Origin of the sequence: Curtobacterium sp. 8I-2 (assembly GCF_902506155.1) — a bacterium.
Taxonomy (GTDB): Bacteria; Actinomycetota; Actinomycetes; order Actinomycetales; family Microbacteriaceae; genus Curtobacterium; species Curtobacterium poinsettiae.
Window position 1 is genome coordinate 277,024 of record NZ_LR732827.1, and the last position, 24,065, is coordinate 301,088.

At 71.8% G+C, this 24,065-nt stretch carries 25 protein-coding genes and 1 tRNA gene; 14 read left to right on the forward strand and 12 right to left on the reverse strand.

What is annotated here, in order from left to right:
- Window positions 1–72: 72 nt before the first annotated feature.
- From BOSE127_RS05015 to BOSE127_RS05035, 5 genes are all read right to left on the reverse strand, one after another.
- Window positions 73–726 carry a hypothetical protein gene (locus BOSE127_RS05015; RefSeq protein ID WP_159556418.1) on the reverse strand — a complete coding sequence of 218 codons (654 nt, stop codon included), beginning with the start codon at window positions 724–726 and terminating at the stop codon, window positions 73–75.
- Window positions 727–824: 98 nt separating this feature from the next.
- Window positions 825–1,658, reverse strand: a complete 834-nt coding sequence (locus BOSE127_RS05020) for a hypothetical protein (RefSeq protein WP_071251457.1) — start codon at window positions 1,656–1,658, stop codon at window positions 825–827.
- Between the two features lie 28 nt (window positions 1,659–1,686).
- Window positions 1,687–1,929, reverse strand: coding sequence for a hypothetical protein (locus tag BOSE127_RS05025; RefSeq protein WP_056068356.1), 243 nt, complete (start codon window positions 1,927–1,929; stop codon window positions 1,687–1,689).
- Between the two features lie 10 nt (window positions 1,930–1,939).
- Window positions 1,940–3,103 (reverse strand): sensor histidine kinase, encoded by a 1,164-nt coding sequence (locus tag BOSE127_RS05030; RefSeq protein WP_159556420.1) that lies wholly within the window; start codon window positions 3,101–3,103, stop codon window positions 1,940–1,942.
- Window positions 3,100–3,786: a response regulator transcription factor gene (locus BOSE127_RS05035; protein WP_040418670.1), complete on the reverse strand. Its 687-nt coding sequence runs from the start codon at window positions 3,784–3,786 to the stop codon at window positions 3,100–3,102. Before BOSE127_RS05035 ends, BOSE127_RS05030 begins: the two co-directional genes overlap by 4 nt.
- 117 nt (window positions 3,787–3,903) lie before the next feature.
- Here BOSE127_RS05035 and BOSE127_RS05040 point away from each other — a divergent pair, with 117 nt between their 5' ends.
- A complete protein-coding gene (locus BOSE127_RS05040; RefSeq protein ID WP_159556422.1) occupies window positions 3,904–5,076 on the forward strand; it encodes an acyltransferase family protein in 1,173 nt (390 codons plus the stop codon).
- On the opposite strand, the gene BOSE127_RS05045 is transcribed toward BOSE127_RS05040, so the two are convergent.
- On the reverse strand, window positions 5,033–5,452 hold the full coding sequence (locus BOSE127_RS05045; RefSeq protein WP_056068351.1) for a MerR family transcriptional regulator: 420 nt from the start codon (window positions 5,450–5,452) through the stop codon (window positions 5,033–5,035). The two genes, BOSE127_RS05040 and BOSE127_RS05045, sit on opposite strands and share 44 nt — an antisense overlap.
- Window positions 5,453–5,543: 91 nt before the next feature.
- On the opposite strand from BOSE127_RS05045, the gene BOSE127_RS05050 reads away from it, so the two are divergent.
- Window positions 5,544–6,527 carry an aldo/keto reductase gene (locus BOSE127_RS05050; protein ID WP_017885717.1) on the forward strand — a complete coding sequence of 328 codons (984 nt, stop codon included), beginning with the start codon at window positions 5,544–5,546 and terminating at the stop codon, window positions 6,525–6,527.
- 57 nt (window positions 6,528–6,584) lie between these two features.
- Here the strand turns inward: BOSE127_RS05050 and BOSE127_RS05055 are convergent, their stop codons facing one another.
- The gene (locus BOSE127_RS05055) at window positions 6,585–7,796 is read right to left on the reverse strand and encodes an FAD-dependent oxidoreductase (RefSeq protein ID WP_071251454.1); all 1,212 of its coding nucleotides are present in this window, start codon (window positions 7,794–7,796) and stop codon (window positions 6,585–6,587) included.
- 187 nt (window positions 7,797–7,983) lie between these two features.
- Between BOSE127_RS05055 and BOSE127_RS05060 the strand changes: the two genes are divergently transcribed.
- Entirely contained in the window at window positions 7,984–8,322 is a 339-nt protein-coding gene (locus tag BOSE127_RS05060; RefSeq protein WP_159556424.1) for an ASCH domain-containing protein, read from the forward strand.
- 531 nt (window positions 8,323–8,853) lie between these two features.
- Window positions 8,854–9,408, forward strand: coding sequence for an NUDIX domain-containing protein (locus tag BOSE127_RS05065; RefSeq protein WP_017885720.1), 555 nt, complete (start codon window positions 8,854–8,856; stop codon window positions 9,406–9,408).
- Between the two features lie 46 nt (window positions 9,409–9,454).
- On the opposite strand, the gene BOSE127_RS05070 is transcribed toward BOSE127_RS05065, so the two are convergent.
- The 3 genes from BOSE127_RS05070 to BOSE127_RS05080 all read right to left on the reverse strand — a co-directional run bounded on the left by BOSE127_RS05070 (window position 9,455) and on the right by BOSE127_RS05080 (window position 12,929).
- A complete protein-coding gene (locus BOSE127_RS05070; protein ID WP_159556426.1) occupies window positions 9,455–10,090 on the reverse strand; it encodes an RNA polymerase sigma factor in 636 nt (211 codons plus the stop codon).
- Window positions 10,091–10,546: 456 nt separating this feature from the next.
- Window positions 10,547–10,619: transfer RNA gene (locus BOSE127_RS05075), tRNA-Val, on the reverse strand.
- 54 nt (window positions 10,620–10,673) lie between these two features.
- Entirely contained in the window at window positions 10,674–12,929 is a 2,256-nt protein-coding gene (locus BOSE127_RS05080; protein ID WP_159556428.1) for a hypothetical protein, read from the reverse strand.
- Window positions 12,930–13,093: 164 nt separating this feature from the next.
- Here BOSE127_RS05080 and BOSE127_RS05085 point away from each other — a divergent pair, with 164 nt between their 5' ends.
- From BOSE127_RS05085 to BOSE127_RS05105, 5 genes are all read left to right on the forward strand, one after another.
- On the forward strand, window positions 13,094–13,738 hold the full coding sequence (locus BOSE127_RS05085) for a SatD family protein (protein ID WP_159556430.1): 645 nt from the start codon (window positions 13,094–13,096) through the stop codon (window positions 13,736–13,738).
- Window positions 13,738–14,607, forward strand: a complete 870-nt coding sequence (locus BOSE127_RS05090; RefSeq protein WP_159556432.1) for a hypothetical protein — start codon at window positions 13,738–13,740, stop codon at window positions 14,605–14,607. Before BOSE127_RS05085 ends, BOSE127_RS05090 begins: the two co-directional genes overlap by 1 nt.
- 43 nt (window positions 14,608–14,650) lie before the next feature.
- Entirely contained in the window at window positions 14,651–15,184 is a 534-nt protein-coding gene (locus tag BOSE127_RS05095; RefSeq protein ID WP_071251445.1) for a hypothetical protein, read from the forward strand.
- A gap of 65 nt (window positions 15,185–15,249) precedes the next feature.
- On the forward strand, window positions 15,250–16,230 hold the full coding sequence (locus BOSE127_RS05100; protein WP_071251443.1) for an aldo/keto reductase: 981 nt from the start codon (window positions 15,250–15,252) through the stop codon (window positions 16,228–16,230).
- Entirely contained in the window at window positions 16,227–16,778 is a 552-nt protein-coding gene (locus tag BOSE127_RS05105) for a hypothetical protein (RefSeq protein WP_056068331.1), read from the forward strand. The genes BOSE127_RS05100 and BOSE127_RS05105 overlap by 4 nt, the downstream gene beginning before the upstream one ends.
- 18 nt (window positions 16,779–16,796) lie before the next feature.
- On the opposite strand, the gene BOSE127_RS05110 is transcribed toward BOSE127_RS05105, so the two are convergent.
- Window positions 16,797–18,371: a phenylacetate--CoA ligase family protein gene (locus BOSE127_RS05110; RefSeq protein WP_236559504.1), complete on the reverse strand. Its 1,575-nt coding sequence runs from the start codon at window positions 18,369–18,371 to the stop codon at window positions 16,797–16,799.
- Window positions 18,368–19,405 carry a hypothetical protein gene (locus tag BOSE127_RS05115; RefSeq protein ID WP_159556434.1) on the reverse strand — a complete coding sequence of 346 codons (1,038 nt, stop codon included), beginning with the start codon at window positions 19,403–19,405 and terminating at the stop codon, window positions 18,368–18,370. The genes BOSE127_RS05110 and BOSE127_RS05115 overlap by 4 nt, the downstream gene beginning before the upstream one ends.
- Before the next feature lie 103 nt (window positions 19,406–19,508).
- Between BOSE127_RS05115 and BOSE127_RS05120 the strand changes: the two genes are divergently transcribed.
- The 5 genes from BOSE127_RS05120 (at window position 19,509) to BOSE127_RS05140 (ending at window position 24,032) form a co-directional block, all read left to right on the forward strand.
- A complete protein-coding gene (locus BOSE127_RS05120; RefSeq protein WP_159556436.1) occupies window positions 19,509–19,886 on the forward strand; it encodes a holo-ACP synthase in 378 nt (125 codons plus the stop codon).
- Window positions 19,887–19,967: 81 nt separating this feature from the next.
- Entirely contained in the window at window positions 19,968–20,267 is a 300-nt protein-coding gene (locus tag BOSE127_RS05125; RefSeq protein ID WP_159556438.1) for an acyl carrier protein, read from the forward strand.
- Window positions 20,264–21,439, forward strand: coding sequence for an acyl-CoA dehydrogenase family protein (locus BOSE127_RS05130; protein WP_159556440.1), 1,176 nt, complete (start codon window positions 20,264–20,266; stop codon window positions 21,437–21,439). Before BOSE127_RS05125 ends, BOSE127_RS05130 begins: the two co-directional genes overlap by 4 nt.
- The gene (locus BOSE127_RS05135) at window positions 21,436–22,449 is read left to right on the forward strand and encodes an amino acid--[acyl-carrier-protein] ligase (protein ID WP_159556442.1); all 1,014 of its coding nucleotides are present in this window, start codon (window positions 21,436–21,438) and stop codon (window positions 22,447–22,449) included. Before BOSE127_RS05130 ends, BOSE127_RS05135 begins: the two co-directional genes overlap by 4 nt.
- A complete protein-coding gene (locus BOSE127_RS05140) occupies window positions 22,446–24,032 on the forward strand; it encodes an alpha/beta fold hydrolase (RefSeq protein WP_159556444.1) in 1,587 nt (528 codons plus the stop codon). The genes BOSE127_RS05135 and BOSE127_RS05140 overlap by 4 nt, the downstream gene beginning before the upstream one ends.
- Window positions 24,033–24,065 lie beyond the last annotated feature (33 nt).

Below are 24,065 nucleotides of genomic sequence, written 5' to 3' on the forward strand. Positions count from 1 at the left end.
AGCATAGGGACCCGTCGCGGCGGCCCGTCGCACCGGCTCGTGCTCCGGTTCCGTTCCGGTTCCGGTCCCGTCCTAGGCGACGACCACCTTCGCGTTGATCAGGATGTCGTGCAGGTCCGGGCGGAGCGCCCCCTGCGACGTCGTCCGGACCTTCACGATGAGCGCGGCCCCGGGCTTCGCGAAGGCGCGCGCGACCGTCGCCGACCACGAACCGTCCGTGTTGTGCCCGGCGATCGACAGGAACTGCGCGGTCCCACCGGTCATCGTCGGCAGCAGCTGCTCCTCGAGTCGGTCGGCCGGGAGCCCCGCCGCCGTGAACAGCTGCTCGGTGGCGGCACGGTCCCCGATCGTCGGGTCGAGGTCGGTGAGCCGCTGCTGCGTGATGGTCGCCACGGAGCCGTCGGCGTTCGTGTACTCCCTGGACCCGCTGGTCGGGTCCTCGCCGGTCTGCTCCCAGCCGTCGAGTGCCGAGATCTCGAGCCCGAACGCGGGCAGGGTGCTCGACGAGAGCGCGGCGCCGTCCTCGAACGACAGGTCCTTCGTGGCAGCGTCGACGGTGGGTGCAGCCGACGGTGTCGGCGTCGGTGTCTGCGTGGGCGTCGACGACTGCGGTGCGGCCCGCTGCGTCCCCGGCGCCGTCGTGCCGGTGCCGGCGCAGCCGGAGAGTGCGAGCGCGACGATCGCCGCCGCTGTCCCCGCCGTGGTCATCCTGGATGTGATGGACATGTGGTTCCCCCTCGGATCCCGCCGTGCGCCCCGTGCACCGGTCGGTCCGACTCGGAGCCTACGGGTCCGATCGACGGCGCGCCGCTCGGGCTCGCGTATCAGCCGACCGGACCGGCGGTGTACATCGGTTCGGCGCCGGTCGTCACCGATGCCCGGACCCCGCCGCCGACCAGACGGACCGTCAGCGTCCCGCTGAGCGCCGTCGCCGACAGCGACACCCGTCCGTGCAGCGCCGCCCCGCGCGGCCAGCAGGCGCTCGTGCCCTCGAGTTGGTCGGCCGACGCGACGAGGCAGATCGTCGAACCGTCCCGACCGACCCCGGCCCAGACGTTCCACGGTGTCGCCGCGTCGTCGCCCGACAGCGATCGGTTCGTGAACACCAGACGGGTGCTCGAGCGTTCCATCGGCGTCGCGATCCCCGCTGGCGGCCGGTCGGTGACGGTCTGCGGCTGCTCGAACCGCCGGTCGATCGTCACCGCCCCGGCTGGCGGCGTGACGGTGTTCGTGGGGTCGACGGGGCGCGCCCCCAGCGACAGTCCGACCCCGGTCCCCGCGAAGAAACCGATCACGACGGCGGCTGCGCCGACGGTCCAGAGGACGCGGTGGTCGGAGCGTCGGATGCGAGCGGCTCGTCGGCGGACGCCGGCCAGGAGGCCCCTGCCGCGGTCGTCCGCATCCGTTCCGCGGTCGGCGGCTCGCGTTCCGTGCGCGTCGGCTGCGGGTGCGCGGTCGGCGGTTCGCGTTCCGTGCGCGTCGGCTCCGGGTGCGCGGTCGGCGCTGTGCGGGTCGGCGTTGTGCAGATCGGCGCCGGAGCGGGCGGCGAGGGCACTCCGCGCGTCGGCCGCGTCGGCCGGCGTGGACGCGGCTCCCCAGGCGATGCGTTCCAACCGCGCACGTTCGGCATCGGCGTCGGCGTCCTCGGTCGGGTTCATCGCGCTGGTCGCCCCGGCCCTGGACCGGTCACGAGTCCTTCCCTGCGTCCCGAGCACGCTTGCGGCTGTGCGCACGGGCAACGAGCACCGAGCCGATCTGCACGGCGACGAGGATGCCCCAGAGGACCGCCATCTCGGTGTGGAACCGGGACGGCTCCACGACGGCCAGCACCAGCCAGACCAGGGCGATCACCGCCCACCCCCAGACGAGCCACGGCAGGGGCTTGCCGATCAGCCGTTCGAGCAGAGTGCGTCGCTGCGTCTCGGTCATGGCGCTGACGCTACCGGACGCCGGGGTGATCGCCGAGGACCCGGGGTGCCGATCGGCTGGGTCCTGCCGGATCTGGTGGCTGCCGATCCGGGAAGCGGGTCGAAGCGGTCAACCCGCCGACAGCTCGCGCCGTCAGGGTCAGCTCCGCACCGTGGACGGCCGCGATCATCGCGACGAGCGGCAGGCCGAGCCCGTGCCCGCTCCCGTCCGTCCGCGTGCGGTGGCGTCGTCGGAACGGCTCCGTCAACTCGTGCGCCTCGTCGGTCGGGATCACCTCGCCGTCGTTCTCGACCCGGAGCTCGGAGGACCGAGCGTCGAGCACCACCCGTAGGCTCCCGCCGGAGACGTTGTGGACCACGGCATTGCGGATCAGGTTGCCGACGAGTTGCCCGAGCAACGGTCGGTTGCCCAGCACGACGACGTCGTCGAGCTGCACCGACACGACGATCCGCCGGGCGAGGCGTTCTGCGTCCACCGCCAGCAGCGCGGCCGCGACCTCGTCGCGGAGCGACACCGGGCGTGCGTCGATGGGCTCGTCCCCACGTGCCAGGTCGAGCAGCGCCGTCGTCATGCGGATCATCTGGTCCGTGGTGACGAGCAGCCGTTGGAGGGTCTGCGCCCGGTTCGGCCCGTCGGGTGCGCGGAGGGCGACCTGGAGCATCGTCTTCATCGTGGCGAGCGGCGTCCGGAGTTCGTGCGAGGCGTTCGCCGCGAACCGCGACCGGCTGACGAAGGCGGTCTCCAGGCGGTCGAGCATCCGGTTCAGCGTCGCACCGACGTCGCGGATCTCGTCCGGTGGACCCGAGACGTCCACCCGGGCGTCCAGCGTGCCGGCACCGAGCCGGTCGGCGGTCGTGATGATGTCGCGCAGCGGGCGGAGGAGTCTGCCCGCGACGAGCCAACTGACGACACCACCGATGCCCCCGACCACGAGCAACGCCGGGACCGAGACGATGACGAAGAGGCGCAGGACGTCGTCGCGGCCGGTGATCTCGTACACGTCGTGGGTCGATCCGTAGGGGAACGGGCTCGCCGTGAACGCGTAGCCGGGCACGATGGCGAGGACTGCGAAGACGACCGCGAGCATGACGGCACCGGTCAGCAGGATCAGCGCCGTGTACGTCAGGGTGAGGCGCGCCCGGATCGACAGACGGCGCAGCGCGGCGATCCTCATGCTTCCGGACCCTCGTGCACAGGACCCGGCGCGACCGCGTACCCGACACCGGGCAGCGTCCGGATGGCGTCGGGACTGCCGAGCTTCTTCCGCAGCGTCGAGATGGTCAGCCGGACCGCGTTGGTGAACGGGTCAGCGTGCTCGTCCCACACCTGCTCGAGCAGCTGCTCAGCACTCACGAACCCGCCGTCGGCACGCAGCAGGACCTCGAGGACCGCGAACTCCTTGCGCCCCAGGCGCAGGTAGCGGCCGTCGCGGTAGGCCTCGCGTCGGAAGGGATCGAGCCGGAGACCAGCCGTCTCGAGGACCGGTGCGACCGCGCGACGTGCTCGACGGTTCAGCGCCCGGAGGCGTGCCACGAGCTCCTCGAAGTCGAAGGGCTTCCCGAGGTAGTCGTCGGCCCCGAGCTGGAGGCCGTGGACGCGCTCAGCGAGTGTCGTCGACGCCGTCAACATGAGGACGCTCGGTGCTTCCGGGTCAGCGACGATCCGGGCGCAGACGTCGTCCCCGTGCAGACCGGGGATGTCCCGGTCGAGCACGACCACGTCGTACGTGTGGACGGCCAGCTGATCGAGCGCGGCCAACCCGTCGCCCACCGTGTCGGCGGCGATCGCCTCGAGCCGCAGGCCCGCGCGGATCGCCTCCGCCAGGAACGGCTCGTCCTCCACCACCAGTACCCGCACGTCGCTCCTCGCTGCTCCGGCCGATCCGGACCCGGTCAGCACAGCAGATCGGATGTATGCGGAGCGTATGCGCTCGACCAGACGCCCGGCTGACGTGCCGACTGTTCCGATGAGGGCATGTCCAGAACCGACCCCGCGCTCGAGCACCCCGTCCTGCCGTCGTTGACCGGCCTGCGCTGGGTCGCGGCGTTCGGGGTGTTCGCCTACCACGTGCGGAACCTCCGGTACTTCGACGGGACCGCGCAGACGGCCCTGAGTGCCGTGGTCGGTAGCGGCGACACCGGCGTCTCGTTGTTCTTCATGCTCTCCGGCTTCGTCCTGGCCTGGTCGGACCGCGCGGACGACGACACCGCGGGACCGGTGCGAGCCGCACTGCGCTTCTGGGCCCGCCGTGCCGCGCGGATCTGGCCGCTCCACCTGGTCGCCGTCCTCGCCGCGATCATCGTGGCAGCGACACTTCTGCCGGGCATCCGGACGACGTCGCCGGCAGCCCTCGTGGCGAACGTCCTGCTCGTCAACGCCTGGCACGCCCCGTGGTGGCAAGCCGGGAACCCGGTGTCGTGGTCGCTGACCTGCGAAGCGTTCTTCTACCTGACGTTCCCGTTCCTCATCCAGCTGCTCCGTTCCGCGCACCCCGCCGTGCTCGCGGCCCTCGCCGCGCTGGCAGCCGTCCTCGTCCTGGTCGCGCCGGTGCTCGTGCCGCACCTGCCCGGTTCTCCGGTCCCGGCGAGCTGGCCACCGGCACGGTTCCCGGAGTTCCTGCTCGGTGCCCTCACCGCTGCCCTGGTGCGCTCGGGCGCCTGGCGCGGACCACGACTCGCGGTCCCCGTCCTGCTGACGGTCGCGGGCCTCCTCGCCGCAGACCTGCACCCCACCTCGCGCTTCGCACTGACCGGCTGCACGGTCGTGGGGTTCTCGCTGCTGCTGCCCGCGCTCGCCAGGGCGGACGTCGAAGGACGCACCACCGGCCTGTCGTCTCCGCTGCTCGTGCACCTGGGGACCAGGTCGTTCGCGTTCTACCTCGTCCATCTCCTGACGATCGACGCGGTGCTGGCCTTCCGACCCCCGGGCACGGCCGCCGGAGGAGTGACCAGCGTGCTCCTGACCCTGCTGGCCTTGGTGGCCGCACTCGCCGTCGCGTCCGTCCTGCACGACGCGGTGGAGGTCCCGGTGCGCCGGCTCCTGCTCCGCGGACTGCGGCCCGCTGCTCAAGGTGGGCCGGAGGCCGGACGAACGGACCAGGGCTTCAGGCAGCTGATCCGCCCGACGGTCGCACGTTCCCGTCGGTGATCGACTGGCGGTACGCGTCGATCTTCCGTTCCAACGCGGCCAGGTGACGGAGCAGTTCACCCTGTCGCTCCAGCACGACCGCGTGGTGGCGCTCGAGGAGCGCGAGTCGTTCGGCGTCATCGGCACCGGCTCGGTACGCGGCCGCGTACTCACGCATCTCCCGCACGTTCATCCCCGTACCGCGGAGCATCACCGTCCCGGCGAGCCAGCGCAGCGCAGCCGTGTCGTACCGCCGCCATCCATCCGGACCACGCTCGGGCGCGGGCGCGATGCCTTCCTTCTCGTAGTAGCGGATCGTGTCGATGGTGATCCCGAGCACGTCCGCCGCGACGCCGATCGTCACCGGTTCGACGACGTGGACCTCGGGAAGCAGCACAGGGCGCAGTCTCGCACTTGACATGGTGTGCGCACCAGGGTGGATCGTCATCCTCGCCCGGGTCCTCCCCGGAGAAGAACGGAGCACTCCCGTGCAGCAACTCCCCCTCGGCTCGCAAGGCCTCGTCACGTCCGCACTCGGGCTCGGGTGCATGGGGATGAGTGCCTTCTACGGCGGTGCCACCGAAGCCGGGTCCGTCGAGACCATCCGCCGCGCACTCGACACGGGGATCACCCTGTTCGACACGGCAGAGGCGTACGGGCCGTTCGCGAACGAGGAGCTGCTCGGCCGGGTCCTCGGCGCCGACCGGGGCCGCGTGGTCGTCGCATCGAAGTTCGCCACCGACTTCGCCGACGACGGCACCCCGATCGGACTCGACGGGTCCCCCGAGCACGCCCGCCGCGCGATCGACCGCTCCCTCAGCCACCTCGGCACCGACCACGTCGACCTCTGGTACCTGCACCGCGCCGACCCGAACGTGCCGATCGAAGACACGATCGGTGCGATGGCTGAAGCCGTCACCGCCGGCAAGGCCCGTGCCATCGGCGTCTCGGAGACCTCCGCCGAGACCCTGCGCCGTGCGCACGCGACGTTCCCGATCACCGCGATCCAGTCGGAGTACAGCCTGTTCGAGCGTGACGCCGAACACAACGGCGTCCTCGACACCGCCAGGGAGCTCGGCATCGGGTTTGTGCCCTTCTCACCGCTCGGGCGGGGGTTCCTGTCCGGGAACATCACCAGGAAGGACGGCCTCCCCGCCGGCGACGCCCGACGGAACCTCCCCCGGTTCTCCGACGAAGCCATCGACGCGAACCTCCGCATCGTCGACGCACTCACGGTCATCGCAGACGAGAAGGGCGTCACCACGGCGCAGCTCGCCCTCGCGTGGCTGATCCGGGCCGGTACCGTGCCGATTCCCGGCACCACGAGGGCATCGCGTGTCGAGGAGAACGTCGCCGCTGCCGACGTGGTGCTCACCGACGGCGACCTGGATCGCATCGAGGCGGCCGCACCGCACGGTGTCGTCGTCGGCGCCCGCAACACCGAGGCCGGGATGGCGCGAGACCGCGGCTGACCGAGGTGCGTGGCGGGAGTGCTCACTGCACCCTGCTGCTCGGAGGTTCGTCGCGGATCAGGTCGACGGGTCGAACCGGTACATCCACGCCGCAGGTCCCCCACGGTCTCGCCGCGCCGTGAACGCTGCGCCGGGCAGGACGAACCGATCGCGGACGATGGATCCCACCCTGCCGAGCGTCTTGCTCGTGTCCAACAACTCCCCTTGGCGCGTGATGGCGCGCACACGCTGACCGCGTCGCTCGTGCATGTGGACCGCAAGGGTCGTTGCCGGCACGCCACTCGCCACCAGCGAACCGAGGATGACGGCGTCCTCGAGAGCGAGGGAAGCACCCTGCCCCGCCGTCGGAGGAATCGCGTGTGCCGCGTCCCCGACGAGGACCACCCGCCCGCATCCCCACCGCACCGGGCGCGGCGTGGTGCGCGACGCCCACACGTCCACGTCGGCCGAGCCCGCCAGCAGGGCAGGCGTCGGCAGGACGTCCCGCCCGACGAGACGCGGGAGCATCGCGACCCACTCGGCTCCGGTCATCCCGACTGCAGCTGAGGCGCCGCCGTCCACGGCGCTGAGCCGGGGGTTCGCGAACCACATGACGGTGGAAGCGTCGACCCGCAACGTGCAGACGAAGCAATCCCTGCCGAACCGGAACTGCAGGGTGCCTGCGGGACCGGTCTCGGATTCCGTGAGCCCGGTGCCGGAGGAACTGCCACCGATGTTGACGACGGGAGCCAGCACATCCGTCGGGGTTGCGCCACCGTGCTCGGGTCCGTGGCTCCCGAAGGTGCGTCGGACAGCGGAACCGATGCCGTCGGCGCCGACGACGATGTCTGCGGTGAACCGCTCGAGCGTCTCGGTGAGCACGCTCGCCCGGTCACCCTCGTCGACAGCGCTCAGCACCCGGGCGCCCTGGATGATCGTGATGCCCCGCTGTTCCGTGTCGGTCCGGAGGAGCCGGTGGAGATCGGCTCGTTGCAGCGAACGGGTCGCGCCCTCCTCCTGCTGGAGCCCGAGCGGGAGCTCCGCGGTCAGCCGCCCCTTCGGGTCGAAGGTCTGCAACCGCGGCGTCGGGACCCCGATCTTCGAGACGGCGGCGCCGAGACCGAGCGCACGGAGCGCTCCGACCCCGTTGCTGGCCACCTGCAACCAGGATCCGGCGTCGTCTGCAGCGCCGGTGCTCCGCTCGAGCACGATCGGGACGTGCCCTGCTCGGTGCAGCGCGATGGCTGTGGCGAGGCCTGCGACACCGCCCCCGACGACGATTGCGTGCATGCGATGAACCCGTTCGTCTCGTCACGGAAGTCGTCGCACTCGCGCCGGACCTGCCGGGGTTGCGCTCGTGAGACGATCGTATGACCGGACGCGACCAGGTGCGCTGAGAAGCGTTGCAGGCTCACTCGCTGGACAGCGCGCCGTCGGACTCCCGCGCCCTTCGATCGCCATCCGGCAAGGTGGATGCATGACCGACTCCGACCCGTCCACCGTCCACTTCCACCAGAAGCACCACGAAGCGATCATCAGCGGCGAGAAGGTCACCACCGTCCGGTGGAACGAATCCGTGCGGGTCGGCGATGCGACGTTCGTGTTCGACGACCACCCGACTGCCGAACCGCTGGCCGGCACGATCACCGCCGTGCACCAGTACCGGCTCGACACCCTCACCGCAGAACAGGCGCGCCAGCCTCCTGAGACGGACATGCAGCTCTTCGGGCAGCAGCTCCGCGAGAACTACTACCCCGACATGCCGGACGACGCGGTCGTCGAGGTGGCCGAACTCTCGATCAGGCCCGCTCGATAGCCGTTCCGGCTTCGTGTCGTCGCGGTCCGCTGTCCGGGGATCGAGCGCGTGCGGGGCGCTGCGGGCCTCGGGAACCTGGCCAGCACCCGGACAACACGTCTCGCTCGCCGATCTGCTGGCGGCGTCGTCCCGCGAGCCGGTCGACCTTCGGGCGCTGGTCTTGCCGGCGACGGCTGGCCGAGCTCCACACCAACTATCTTGGGGTGAGCAGAAGTTGGAGGGAGCGATGTTGTTGCTGCAGTTCCTCGTGCCGGTCGTACTGGTTGTCGTCGTCGTGCTCATCTTCCTCGCCGCTCGCGGAAGCATGGGCCGGAGCCCGCTGCAGGATCAGCAGGACGCCGAGTGGCGAGCACGGCGTGACGAGCGACGGCGAGCCCGAGCAGCGCGTCGTTCCGGCGGCCGGTAGCCGATCCGCTGCCGGACGCCGCATGTCGACGTTCCGCGTGCCGATTCGTCCTACGCTGGCGGTGTGGACGAGTGGTGGGATCTTGTTGACGCGGCCGGGGTGCCGATTCGTCCTACGCTGGCGGTGTGGACGAGTGGTGGGATCTTGTTGACGCGGCCGGGGTGCCGACGGGTGGGTCGTTCCGGCGCGGTGACGCGGGTTGGCCGGGTGGGTCGTTCCATCTGGTGGTCACGGTGTGCGTCCACCGGGCCGACGGAACCGTCCTGCTCACGCAGCGGGCGCCGACGAAGGAGTTCGCCTTCGGGTGGGAGTTCCCCGGTGGGAGCGCGTTCGCAGGCGAGACTGGTCGTGCAGCTGCGTGCCGAGAGCTGCTCGAGGAGACCAACGTCACCGTCGAGCCCGAGGCGCTGCGCCGCGTCGGCCGCTTCACGGAGGAGACGGCGCTCGTGGACCTCTTCGTCGTGCAGGAGCCGAGTGGTTCAGCGGTGCGAGCGGATCCTGCCGAGGTGATGGACTGGCGTTGGGTCTCCCTGTCGGAGGTCAGCACGCTTCGCACGAGCGGGGTGATGGCGGCCCCGTGGGGGCCGCGGCTGGATGCGCTGTGGCCCGCGGCGACGGCAACGATCCTGGCCGCCGACGACTCCCGAGAGCGCACGTCTCCGCCGCACGAGAGCTGGTGACACCCCTGCGCCAGGCCGGAGACCCTGATCGATCGACCTCGCCGCCTCACCGCCAGCTGACGAGAGACCGATCGACCACAGCTCGCGCACGCGCGATGTGACCGCGCACGGTCGAGTGCGGCAGACCCAGCGCCGCGGCGATCTCGGCGTAGGACCGACGCTCGAGATGGCGCAACTCCCAACACCGTCGCTGCATCGGCGCCATACCGTCGATGACCCGCTGCGCGGCTGCGACCAGCGATGCTCGCTCCGCGACGGCTCCCGGGGCGTTGTCGACGGATTCAGGAGCCGTCTCATCGAGTTGCGTCCGGTACCGCGTCGCAGCACTCCGGAGCCGATCGAAGCTTCGGCGTCGGACCGTGGTCACGAGCCACGCCGTGATCGCGTCAGCATCGCGCAGCGCTTCGAGATGGGTCCACGCGGCGATGAAGGTCTCCTGCACGACGTCGTCGGCTTCGCTGGACCCGCGCAGGATCCGCACGGCGATCGTTCGGAGCAGCGCAGCATTCCGCCCGACGATCATCGCGAACGCGCGATCGTCCACGGCGCCGGGAGCCACTCGCATCGGTGCCGCCGGCGGAGCGAATGCGTGCTGCTCCTTCACTGGGTTCCGTCGCCGGACCGGGGACTCGAGCACCCCGGTCGGGGCGGACGCGGTCTGCTGCAGTGTCATCATCGACATACGGGTCCACTCCTCGGATCAATTGCGTGAGGATGTTTCGGACTCGTGGAGCAGGAGGGTGGGTGGGCGAAGGTCCCCAGTGCGAGGGCCAGGACGCCGGAACGACAACCGCTCGCTGCGGAAGCGCGGTCCGGAACCGGACGTTCTACCGAGGCAGAGAACGGGACCGCGGCGATCCGGTCGGCGACGCGGTGGATGCGGCGGCGATCGTCTACGAGCCGACGAGCCCCGTTGCCAAGGCGACGATCACACCGACGCCGGCGAACACTGCAACCAGACCCCCGACGATCGCGGCGAGCTGCTGGTCCTTGTTCATCCCCATGGTCGGAGCATACGAGTTCCGACCGCTCGGTCGTGGCTTTCGGTCTCTGTAACGGACCCTGCAGCACCGTGGTCCCGAGCCGGACTGCATGCGTTGTGGCGCAGCCCCAGCACGTTCTGGTCCGGCCTCGTGAGTGGGCCCTGCCGGGATTGAACCGACGACATCCACGGTGTAAACGTGGCGCTCTACCAGCTGAGCTAAAGGCCCTCACCACGATCCTAGAGTGTCAGCGCTCGATCGTCGTCGAACCGAGCAGGCACGTCACGACGTCCCGCACCGGGGTCGATCGCACCGGATCACGAGGCCAGGCACGTCCTCGTCCCGGTCGTCCGTCGCACCACCGGACAGCACGATCGGGGTGTCGTCGGCGGTCAGGCCGATCGCCAGGGTGCCGGTGCTCGACCGTGCGTCCTGCAGCGGCGGGAACCGGGCGATCGTCGTCTGCTCGGAACCGGTGCACCGCGCATCACGGCACGACAGGAGTCCCAGGGTGCCGCGTTCCTCGTCACGGACCGCGACGAGTGGCCGCCCCGATCGATCGATGACGAACGCCGGGAGCAGGTTCGTCGGCCCGTTCGGCGTGATGTCCGTGTGTGACGAAGACGAGCACGACGCATCCGCGCAGAACGTCAGCCGTTGGGTCGCGATCCCGTTCGACCGCGCGAGCACGACCGGGTTCCCGTCGCCGCCGATCGCCACCCGCGCGTCGTACGCCTCGTCCCACGCCCGCACCGGCTTGCCCGGCGGGATCGCGTGCGACAGGTCGCGGACGACGGGCTGGCCGCCGTCCGGGCGGAACGACACCAGCCGCAGGGCGGAGAAGGTCGGTGAACCGGCGTCGGTCTCGGACACCAGCGAGACCACGGCGGTGCCGTCCGGCGCGACGGCGACGTCCACACCCTGGTGGTCCAGCGGCGGGATCCACGGCAGCGCCACCTGCCGAACCGTGTGTTCGGCGCAGGACACGTCCTCGCAGAACACGGCGACCAGGTGCGAGCGTCCTTCCGGTTCACCGCCGCGGGCGATCCCGACCACGACCGGCCGGTCGCCGGAACTCGCGACTGCCACGTCGGTCATCCAGTAGCTGACGCGCCCCTGATCGGTGTCCACGATGTCGACGGCGGCGACCGTGGTGCGGCGCCCTTCCGGGCGGTCCACGGCCGGCGCCTCGTCGGCGGAGTCACGCTTCTCCGCCCGTCTCCCCGCGGGCCAGGCGGCACCGTCCGACTTCGGTGCCACATCGAGTTGGTCCGCGCGTGAGTGCACGACCTCGAGCTCGTACTGCTGCGCTTCCTCGCCGTCGAACCGCACCTTCCACTGGGCGGTGAGCAACCCACCGTCGCCGGCGCTCCCGATCGCGGAGCCGCCGGTCAGGCCGGGCATCTCGACGGGGGTGTCGCACGACGCGTCCCCACACATCCGCAGACGGCTGGGCGGTGTCGACGGCGTGCTCACGACCGCCGTCCGGCCTCCGACGTCCGCGATGTCGCCGCCGAGCAGGCCGCGCGCATCCGCAGGGGCGGCGTCGTACTGCACGACGCCGATCGGATTGCTCGAGACGATCACCGCGAACACCACCGCCGGGACGACCACCACGCCCGCTCCGACGAGTCCAGGTCGCGCCCGTCGTCCCCCGGCCACCGGGTCCGTCGTCAGCGGTGACCGGAGCCGACCGCCGTCGTTCCGTGTTGCGGCCCCGCGCACCGCGATCGCGACGACGACCAGCACCAGGCCGGTCACGGCGATGCAGCACCAGGCCACGACGACGCTGCTCCGGAGCGCCGACGGCGGCAACAGGCGCAGCAGCAGCAGGACGCCGACCCCGAGCACCGTCACCAGTGTCGCTCCCCCGACGAGCGCACGACGTGGCGTCGCCGTCGCCTCGTCCCCACCACGGACGATGACCCGACCAGATCCCCAGGCGCGACGGTAGGCCGATCGACGGGGCACACCGGCCACGACCAGCGCCCAGCCGAGCAGCAGCGGCGCCACGATGAGGGCACCGACCGCCAGCAGCACGACGATCACGACGGTGCCCCATCCACCTGCCCGCCACCACACAGCGGTGGCCGTCACCACCGCCACCGCCACCAACGCGACGAGAGCGGCCTCGACGACGAGCCGCCAGTGGTGGACCGACCACCGCCAGGCGTCGCGCGGCCCCGCCACCGCATCGTCTGCGGCCGCGAGCACGACCACGGTGGCTGCGGTCACCCCGAAACCGAGCCCGAGCGCCGCGATGACCGCGCCCACGGCGAAGAGGGGCGCAGGCACCCCGGTCCCGTCGAGGGCCGCGAACGCACCGTTCACCAGGGCGACCCGACCACCCGGTACGCCGAGCAACAGCACCACCCCGGCCAGCAACAGCCCGGCAGCGAACGGCACCCCGAAGGCGAACACCGCACGGCCACCGCTCCAGACGATCAGCGGCACGGGTGGTGGGCCGTACTGCCGCCGCACCGCGGTCCCCGTCGATCCGGCGCCTGCGACACCCGTCCCCGGTCGTGCATCATCCATCTGCTCGTCCCCCTCCGACAGCGTCCGCCCATGCTGTCAGGTTCGACGGCACACGTCCAGAAGGTGACATTTCAGCCGTCAGCCCGCCCCGGTGCACGAGCAACCGACCCGAATGGTTTAGCCCAAACCTTACTTTCAACGATATGAAGCTCTACGCTTAACCCATGCAGCCCGAGCCCGTGTTCGCCGTGATCGTCGACCTGGTCGACTCCCGCACGCTCGCGGACCGCTCCGCAGCCCAGCACGACGTCGAGCGCGCGTTCGACAGTACCGCTGACGTCACCGCCCTCGATCCCCTGCGCGCCACCGTCGGCGACGAGTTCCAGGTCATCTACGGCACGCTCACCGACGCGCTGCTCGCGACCACGGCAGCGACCCTCGCGCTCCCCCAGACGGTGCAGATCCGGCTCGGCATCGGCCGCGGACAGGTCCGGACGATCGGTACCGGCGGCGGCGGCCCCCTGCAGGACGGCCCCGGCTGGTGGTCGGCGCGGGACGCCATCAACGAGACCCACCGCCGCGAGGACGGCCGGACCGCGTTCCTCCGGTCCTGGTACCACGACGCGGACGACCGCCACGGAACGACGGAGCGCCTCGTGAACGCCTACTTCCTCGGTCGCGACCACGTCGTCTCGCGGCTCGCACCCCGCGCCCGCCGGATCGCACTCGGGCTCGTGCAGGGCCGGACGCAGGCGCAGATCGCCGCGGACGAGGGGATCAGCCCGTCGGCGGTGTCCCAGACCGTGCAGAAGTCGGGCGTGGCAGCCGTGGTCGAGGGCCTCCGCGTCCTCGGGGACGGGGGCCGCTGATGCTCGCCGGTGTCCTCCTCGCCCTCGTCGGGCTGGCCGACGTCGTCCGAGCACGGACCGGGACGGACGCGGCACCACGGCGCGTGCTGACCACCACCGTGATCGTCCTGCTCTGGGCCGCCGTGACGACGACGGCGGTGCTCGGCCTCGGCCTCGCCGTCTGGTCGGCGCTCGTCACGGTCGTCCTCGCAGCCCTGTGGGTCGCGACCACGATCCCGGTGCGCTCCGGCGGAACCCCCGGCGGTCGGGATCGACCACTCCCCTGGCTCCGCCGCTCGGGGTCCTGGCCGGCCGTCTTGCTCGCGGTCGCCGTCGCCGTGCTGCTGCTCTGGGCGCCGGGCCCGGACGCGCCCGGCTTCGTGGCCGACTGGCACCGCGACGCCGGCCCGACGTTCGTCGGAGCCGTCCCGCTCGCAGCGATCGTCGCCGGCGTCGGCTCGGCGCTGTTCCTGGTCGACTCGGCCAACGTGGTCGTCGCCCAGGCGCTGCCACCGGGGCTGTCGTCCGACGCACGGCCCGACGCGGCGGCAGCGGCCGAGCAGACCCGCCGCAAGCGCTTCGGCTGGCGCCGCACCGCCAAGGCACCCGCGGCCGACGCAGCCGCAGCCGCAGCCGCGGACAGCACGGTCACCCTCAAGGGCGGACGCATGATCGGCCCGATCGAGCGGCTGCTGCTGGCCGGGTTCTCGTTGGCCGGCGCCTTCCCCGTCGTCGCCGCCCTGATCGCCGCGAAGGGGATCGTCCGGTTCCCCGAGATCCGCCGCGAGACGACCGGGTACCAGGCCGAGTACTTCCTGATCGGCAGCCTGGTGAGCTGGGCGATGGCCTTCTCCGCCGCCGGCATGTGCTGGTTGCTGGCACTGGGCTGACGAACGCACCCGGCCCCCGATGTCCGCAGGTACGCTCTCCTGCGTGAACGGTGTCGGAGTCGGTGTGCTCGACGAAGCCGGGCGGCTCCGCCTGCTCGGTGCAGGTGTGACGGGTGCCGCCTTCGCCGTCGTGCTGGTCATGCTGGTCCTGTCGTCGTGGACCGAGGCGACGACCACCGTCCTGGTCTCGGTCGGCATCCCGACCGCGGCGGCCGGAGCCGCGATCGCCGTCGTCCTGCAGCGCCGAGCCTGGCGCGCCGAGGGCGGCTACGAACGGTCGATCGTCGTCCGCGAGTGGATCGCCGACGGCCAGGTGCCCGCCGGGGTGCCGGCAGACCAGTGGATCCCGCTCGTGCAGGCCCAGGCCGACCGCGAAGGCGCCGGCTGGGGCAAGGTCGTCCTCGGCGTGCTGTGGATCGCGATGACGTGGTCGATGCGCGACCAGCACGGCACGCTCATCACGACGATGCTCATCGTGCTCTGGAGCGCGATGGCCCTGTGGGCGGCCGTCTGGGTCATCCCCCGTGCCCGGGCAGCGCGAGCGCTCCTGCGTCGCGGCGTCTCCACGATCGGCTGAACCCCGCTCGGCTGAACCCCGCTCGGCTGAACCCCGCTCGTGCGCGCCTGACTACGCTCGGACCCATGCAGAGTCGCACCCTCGGCCGCACCGGCCGCTCCGTCTCCCCCATCGGCCTCGGCACCTGGCAGTTCGGCGGTGACTGGGGTCCGGTCTCCGAAGCCGACGCGAACGCCGTCATGGACGCCTCCGTCGAGTCCGGCGTCACCCTGTTCGACACCGCCGACGTCTACGGTGACGGCCGGAGCGAGCAGCTCATCGGCGCGTGGCGCGCCGCGAACCCCGACGTGCCGCTGACGATCACCACGAAGATGGGCCGTCGCGCCGACCAGGTCCCCGAGAACTACGTCGCCGCGAACTTCCGCGAGTGGGTCGACCGCTCCCGCCGGAACCTCGGTCAGGACACGCTCGACCTCGTGCAGCTGCACTGCCCGCCGACCCCGGTCTACGCGGACGACGCCGTCTACGACGCCCTCGACGCCCTGGTCGCCGACGGCTCGGTCGCCGCCTACGGCGTCAGCGTCGAGACCGCCGACCAGGCGCTCACCGCGATCGCCCGGCCCGGCGTCGCGAGCGTCCAGATCATCCTCAACGCGTTCCGGCTCAAGCCGCTCGACCGCGTGCTGCCGGCCGCTCTGGAGGCAGGGGTCGGCATCCTCGCGCGCGTCCCGTTGGCCTCGGGGCTGCTCTCCGGCAAGTACACGACCGACACGTCGTTCGCCGAGGGCGACCACCGCAACTACAACCGCCACGGCGAGGCCTTCGACCAGGGCGAGACCTTCAGCGGCGTCGACTACGACGACGGCGTGCGCGCCGCCCAGACCTTCGCGGCGTCCCTGCCGGACGCCGTCTCCGTCCCGCAGGCAGCGCTCGCGTGGATCATCGCGCAGGACGGCGTGACGGCGGCGATCCCGGGCGCGCGCAACCCGGAGCAGGCGCGTTCGAACGCCGCTGCAGGCGACCTGCCGCCGATCGAGGGACTCGACGCCACCGTCCGCGACCTGTACGACACGTGGTTCCGCGCGAGCGTCCACGACCGCTGGTGAACCTGCGGAGCGTCGCGGTCGCGGTGGCCGCACTCCTGCTGCTGTCCGGGTGCGCGGCGCCCGGAGCGGTGACCACCCGTGACGCTCCGCCGTGGCCACGCCCGACGGACCTGACGGCCCGCGCGGAGTCCGCCGGGCTGCACAACGTCTGGGGCGAACGGCTGGCCGAGCACGTGCACTCGCACCTGACGATCCTGGACGGCGACGAACCGGTGACCGTCCCGGCGAACATCGGTCACTCCGACGACCGCGAGTTCGCCGCCGAGATCCACACGCACGACACCTCGGGCATCGTGCACGTCGAGTCCCCGACGAAGCAGACGTTCACGCTCGGGCAGTTCTTCGACGAGTGGGGTGTCTCGCTCGGCCCGGAGCACGTCGGTGGCCTGCGCGGCGAACTGACCGTGTGGGTCGACGGGCACCGACGGATCGGCAACCCGCGCTCGATCGAGCTGACGGACCTGCGGCAGATCGTCCTCATCGTCACGACCGTGGGCGAGGTCCCCCGCCTGCCGGCTCCCTTCGACTGGCCGCCGCAGTACGACTAGCGCCGGAACCGGCTCGCTTCAGGCCTCCTTCGCAGCGACCCACGACAGGTCGAGGTCCCACTGCTCGACCGAGCCGGCCGGCAGCTGCCACACGTACTCGTTCTTGAGCTTCTTGCCGTCCTCACGGAACGGCCCCGTCCGGTACGGGTAGAACGCGACCGTCGGCAGTGTGCCGGGCGGGGCCGTGCGGATCGCGTTCGAGAAGTCCTTGTTCAACCGGCGGAGCTCAGCGATCACGGCGCCGCGAGCGGCATCGGCGTCGAACCCACCGGCGCCCGAGGCGAGCTGGAACGCGATGTGCAGCTGCCGGTCCCCGTGGTCGTCCTCGTAGCTGATCAGCCGGTGGTTCTCGACGGCTTCGAGCAGCTCCGGGTCGCCGTACACGACGTCCCGCACCACGTCGGGCGCGACGACGGCCCCGTTGTAGTCGACGGACAGGTCGGACCGGCCGTAGTGGAACAGCAGCGGCAGGTCGAGCTCGGCCTCGGCGGCGAGCGCCGCGTGTCCGGTCGCTCGCAGCACGGACCGCAGTTCCTTCATCCGCACCACGTGTCCGCGGTCGTGGATGTTGTAGCGGATGCGGGGGCTGATGTTCTCGGAGCGGGCGATCGTCACCACGAGTTCGCCGAGGTCGTTCGTCTCGATCAGGTAGCCGAACGGGTTGAACTGGAACACCATCGGGAGCACCCCGTACTCGCCCTGCTTGGTCAGGGCTGCGGAGAGTTCCGGTGACGCGGCGATGGCTCGGCGCAGCTGCACGCTGAAGGGCGTCTCGATGCCGAGGTTGATCTCGAGGTCGCTCGCCCCGTAGGAGCCGAGGACGGCCTGCGCGTACTGCTCGATGTGGGCGCGCATGTTCTCGCTGATGCCCTCGCCCCCGAACGCGGCGACGATCGTGTACTGGCTCCAGTCGAGCCGGTCGTCCTCGAACAGGGCCTTCAGGAACGGTGGGTAGCTGCAGATGATGTAGGTGAAGTCGGTGCCGAACTCGCGCATCGTCTGCACGATCTTGTCGCGGTCCGGGCCGATCGACTTGATCATGGAGGACTCGGTGAGCGAGGCGGTGACGTTCATCCCGGTGGCCCAGGCGCCGAGCGAGAAGGCGTTGAGCACGAACGGCTGCTTCGACAGGTCCTTGGCGGTGCGGGAGAACCCGAGCTGCAGCAGCTGTCGGGTGGCCTGGCGTTCGTCGGGGCCGCGCACCCAGCTGGTCGGGGTGCCGCTCGATCCGCTGGACTCGTCGACGACGACGCCGCGTCGGGGCAGGCGTCCGTCGATGCAGCGTTCGGGGATGCTCCAGCGCTTGACGTAGGAGTCCTTGTCCATCTCGGGCAGTCCGGAGATCGCCGCGGCGATCCCGCCGCGGGTGTCGAGCCTGGAGGCGCGTCCGGACTCCGCCAGGAACGCGCGGTAGGCGGGGACCCGCTTGGCGGCCCGTTCGGCGGTCCGCCAGGCGCGCCAGCGTCCGAGGGTCCAGCGGAGCGGCTCGATGCCGGGCGTGAGCAGGAGCTTGTGGGTGCCGACGCGGGGCATGAACAGTGCGACGAAGGTCTCGACCACCCACACCACCGTGAACACCGCTGCGCGCTTCACCGGGTCCCCCCGACGGTCATCGCTGCTGCGGGGCGGCGGTGTGCCAGGGGTGGTGGGTCGCTGTGTCCGAAGCGGAACAGCATCCAGGCCATCCGCCCGTCGGACTCGTCGACGCCCGCGCGTTCCACGAACGCGGCGTGTGACCGCGGGTTGGTGATCACGGTGCCGAAGGGGTGCATCGCGATGCCGCGTGCGGAGAACTCGAGCCAGATGCGCATGAAGACCCGGCCGGCCTCGACGTACTCGGCCGGGGTGCTGAACGGTCCTTCGAGCCAGGCGAGCTGTCGGACGCCCCGCATGGTGGACAGGTACACCCTGCGGAAGACCCCGCCGATGCCCGGTGCCTGCCAGAGTCCGCGGTGCTCCATGGCGAACCGGAGCACCGGGCCGGCCATGAGCATCGTCTCGGCGGACAGTCCGTCGCCGGTGGCCGCTGCCTGTCGCTTCGAGAACCGCAGCCAGTGCAGGATCTCGTCGTGCACGGCGTCGTGCTGCAGGTCGTCGAACAGGGTCTCCTGGTTGACGCGGACGATCTCGTCGACGGTGGCACGGTCGTCGGTGGTGCGGAAGCGTTGCCCGGCCGCCGAGGCGATGGCGGCTGCGGCCTCGATCGCGGTGGCGTCCACCAGGGTCGAGTCGTAGGGCCTGCGTGAGGTGCGCCGGGCGAGGAAGCCGGCCAGGGCCTCCCGGTCGTCGGCGGTGACCACGTGCGGACGCAACGTCACGGTGCCCAGCCGGTGCAGGTGGTCCTCGGCACCAGCGCCGAGCCGACCGAAGTCCATCTCGGCGTGGTCGAGCTGTTCCTGCACGGTGAACCCGTGCGCCCGTGCCACCACGTCGAGCCCGGCCAGGAACACCCCGGCGCAGACGTGCCCGAACGGGATGCCGAACGATTCCGCCGGCAGCCCCCGTTGCAGGTCGTAGAACACGGTCGCGGTGTGGTCGTCCTCGACGCGCACGACGATCGGTTGCGAGTTGTGCGGCGACGGGTAGTGCCGCGCGTCCTCGATGATGCCCGTCCACGGTGATGCCATCGTTCCCCCTCGGTGGTCCCTGGCGACGATCATACGAACCCCTGCCGTCCGCCATGCCCGTCGGGGCATGCACGGTGGAGGACTCCTGCGTACCCTGCTCCTCGTGCAGACCATCCGGACCGGGACCGACCTCGCCGCGGTCGAGGACGTCGTCGACGCCGTCGCGGCCCACGGCGAGCGGTACCTGGACCGCGTGTTCACCGTCCGGGAGCGCGCCGACACCGGTGACGACCCGGAGCGCCTGGCGGCTCGGTTCGCCGGCAAGGAGGCCGTGGTGAAGCTGCTCCGGCCGGCCCCGGACCAGGCGATCCCGCTGCGTGACGTCGCCGTCGTGCTCGACGCCGCCAGCGCCCCCACGGTCGAGCTCTCCGGGGCGGCGGCAGCGCTGGCGGAGTCGATCGGGTGCGGCCCGATCGCGATCTCGCTGGCGCACGAACGGGGGCTTGCGGTGGCGACGGCGGTGGCCCTTTCCGAGCGGTGACCCGGGGCGCGTGACAGGGGTGCGGTTTCCCGCATCCGCACGGCGGTTTCCCGAGGGCTGTTCCTCTTTATGGTTGCCGTCATGGAACAGGACCCGAACCCCTCCAGCGCCACCGCGACGATCGCCGGACCGGCCACCGACCAGGCCGTCCGCCGCGCCCTCGCCGAGCACGGCCGGCTGACGGTCGACGCGTGGGACGTCGCGTCGATCGCCGACCTCTACGTCCTCGGCCTGACCTCGCACGCGACCGTCAACGTGATGCTCGCGGTGGAGTCCGAGCTCGACGTCGAGTTCCCCGACTCCGTGCTCAACCGGTCCACCTTCGCCAGCGTCGAGTCGATCACCGCCGCCGCGGAGCTCGCCGTGGAGCTCACCTCGTGACCCTGGTCCTGCCGGCACCGTCGGTCGTCGACCGGTTCGCCGAGCGTGCGAGCGCGGTGGCCGAGGTCGCCGCGCAGTTCGCCGACGAAGTCGACCGCGACGCCCGGCCCCCGCGTGAGGCCATCGCCGCGATGCGGGAGTACGGCCTGCTCGCGGCAGCGGTGCCGACCGAGCACGGTGGCGAGGGTGCCTCCGTGGCCGAGCTCTCGGCGATCGCGACCGAACTCGGCCGGACCTGTGCCGCGACCGGCATGGTGTTCGCGATGCACCAGGGCCAGGTCATGGCGCTCTGGCGGCACGGCGGCGACGGTGCCGGCGTGCTCGAGACCATCGAGGCCGTCCGGGGCGGGGCACTCGTCGCGTCGGCAACGACCGAGCGCGGCGTCGGCGGCGACGCCCGGCGTTCCACCTGCTCCATCGAGCCGACCGACGACGGCCGGATCCGCCTGCGCAAGGACGCGCCGGTGATCTCCTACGCCACCGAGGCCGACGCGGTGTTCGTCACCGCGCGCCGCGACCCGGACGCCCCGGCGTCGGACCAGCGACTGCTCATCTGCCGCACCGACACGATGGTCCTGTCGCAGACGTCGACCTGGGACACCATGGGGCTCCGCGGCACCTGCAGCAACGGGTGGATCCTCGACACCGAGACGACGACCGACCGGGTGTTCCGCGACGACTACGCCGCGATCTCCGCCCAGACCGTCCTGCCGGTGTCGCACGTGCTGTGGGCCTCGGTCTGGCTCGGCATCGCCGTGTCGTCCGCCGAACGTGCCCGCAGCGCCGTCCGCAAGCAGGCCCGGGCATCCGTCGGCACGACCCCGCCCGGTGCCCTCCGGCTCGCCGAGCTCCTGGTCGACCTGCAGGCGCTGGCCGACTCGGTGCGCCACGCCGCCGAACGGTTCGACGCCGCCGCCGACGACCCGGACGTGCTGGCCTCGAGCGCGTACGCACTCGCCGCGAACGCCCTGAAGATCGGTGCGTCCGAGCGCGTCACCGACATCGTCACGAAGGCGCTGCGCATCGTCGGGATCGCCGGCTACGCCGCATCGGGTCCGATGAGCATCGCCCGCCACCTCCGAGACGCCCACGGTGCCGCCGTCATGGTGAGCAACGACCGTCTCCTGGGGAACGACGCCGACCTGGCCATCATGACGGGAGTGATCCTGTGACCACCACGGACACCACCACGCACACCACCGACGCCTCCACCGCGGACACCGCGGACACCGCGGACACCGCGGACACCGCCGGCACGGACACCGCCACGGCGCTCGACGCCGCCCGCGCCGCCCTCCGCGCCCGCCTGCTCACCGACGGCGTGCTCCTCGACCTCGGCACGCCCGGCCTCTACGGCCGCACCGGGGTCTTCGAGCGCGTCTCCGCCGCGGTCGACGCCGCAGCGGTCCGCAGCCAGCAGCACCTCGGCGCCGAGGTCTGGCGTTTCCCGCCGGTCGAGCCGCTCGCGTCCTTCGAGCGCACCGACTACATCGCGTCGTTCCCGGACCTCGCCGCGTCGATCTCCGGGTTCACCGGCGACGACCGCACCCACCGCGCGCTGCTCGCCGCCCGCGAGCGCGGTGAGCGCTGGGAGGGCTTCCTCGAGCCGGCCGACCTCATGCTCACCCCCGCTGTCTGCCACCCCGTCTACGGCCTCATCGGCGACACCGTGCCGCAGCAGGGCCGGTTCCTTGACGTCCTGGGCGACTCCTTCCGCCGGGAGCCCTCGCTCGACCCGATGCGCCTGCAGGCCTTCCACATGCACGAGTTCGTGCACGTCGGCACCCCCGCGTCCGCAGCGGCTCACCGCGACGGCAGCATCCCGGTGATGCGCGCCCTGCTCGAGTCGTTCGGGCTCGAGATCGACGTCGTCCCCGCCAACGACCCCTTCTTCGGCCGCGTCGGGCAGATGCTCGCCCGCAACCAGGTCGAGCAGGCCCTGAAGTTCGAGTTCGTGACGAAGGTCTACGGCGCCGACCACGACGCCACCGCGATCAGCTCCGCGAACCTGCACGAGGACCACTTCGGCACCTCGTTCGGCCTGCGCACCGAGGACGGGCAGGTGGCGCACAGCGCCTGCATCGCGTTCGGCCTGGAACGCATCACCATCGCCCTGTTCGCCGCCCACGGCACGGACCTCGACGCCTGGCCGGCGTCCGCCCGCGCCGCCCTGGCACTGTGACCACGCTGCACGGCTGGTCCGGATCGCCGGCGATCCGCGCCGCGGTCCAGCTCCCCGCCGCCGCGCGCGCCGGTGTCGTGATCTGCCCGCCGCTCGGGCAGGAGGGCGTCATCGCGTACCGCACGCTCCGCCTGCTGGCCGACCGCCTGGAGGCCCGTGGCATCGCCTCGGTGCGCTACGACCCGTCCGGACGTGGTGACGGCGCACCCGACACCACACCGGACGCGCAGGTCCGGTCCGCGCGCCACGCCGCTGCGCTGCTCCGGTCGGCGGGCATCCGGGACGTCGCGTTCGTCGGGCTGGCGTCCGCCGCACTCGTCGCCGCCGCTGCCGCCCAGGCGACCGACGGCCTGCTCGTCTGGGACGCCCCGGCGTCCGGCAGAGGCTGGCTCCGCCGACAGCGCGCCCTGGCGACGATCACCATCGGGGCCGATCGGGTCGTCGACGGTGTCGAGAGCCTCATCGGCATCGAGGTCGACACCGACGAGGCCGCCGCACTGTCCGCCCTGGCGTTCGCTCCGCGCACCGGACCGACCGTCGCCCTGGTCCGTCCGGGTACCCGTGCGCCGAAGCCCCTCGGTGGCGTCGAGGTGACCGAGGTCACCGGCAGCCCGGAGCTGCTCGACGGCACGAGCATCCACGCCCGGATCCCCGGCACCGCCATCGACACCGCCGTCGCCTGGCTCGGTGCCTGGGCACCCACCGCTGCGGCACCCGTCGCCCCGCCCGAGCTCGACGAGGTCCTCGACGTGGACGGCCGCGTCTCGGAACGGATCGTCCGCCTGGGCCCCGAGCGGCTGTTCGCCGTCGAGACCGTGTCGTCCGCGCAGCACCACGACGCCCCGCTCGTCGTCCTGCACAACGGCGCCGCGGAGCACCGCGTCGGCGCCACCGACTACCAGGTCGGACTCGCTCGGGCCCTGGCACGCGACGGCGCTCGGGTGGTCCGCGTCGACCGCCGCGGCACGGGCGAGAGCAGCGCCGTGCACGAGGACGAGCGCAGCTTCCTGTTCGCCCAGGAGTGGGTCGAGGACCAGTCCGCCGTCGTCACCGCCCTCGGCGAACCCTCGGACCGTCTGGTGCTCGTCGGCATGTGCGCCGGTGCCTGGCTCGCGGGCCGCTCGGCCGAGGAGGCCCCACGCCTCGTGGTCGAGATCAGCCCGAACGACTACCGGCGGCATCCCGCGGCCCCCGGGAGCTACGAGGACGCCGTCCGCGCGATCGACGCCCCCTCACCGACGCGGCTCTGGATCCGGCACCGCTACAACGCCCTGGTGCCGAAGGCCCTCCGCGACCGCATCGCCCGACGCGACCGGGTCGGCGGCGTCGTCGAGCACGTGCGCCCCCTCGTCGAGCACGGCACCGACGTGGTCGTGATCGTGGCCCCGGACGACGCCGCACTGTTCGACCGTCTCGGCGGGCAGAAGGCCGTGCGTCGCTACACCGGCACCGGCCGCCGTGGCGCCCTGTCGGTCGTGCGGGTCGAGGCCGGCGACCACTCGCTGTTCTCGCCCGTGATGCGGCAGGCGGTGCAGGCCGAGGTGCGCTCCCGCGTCGCGGCGACGTTCCCCGTGCCCGCCTGACGGCTGCCGACCGTGCGGCAGGCCGGCGTGCAG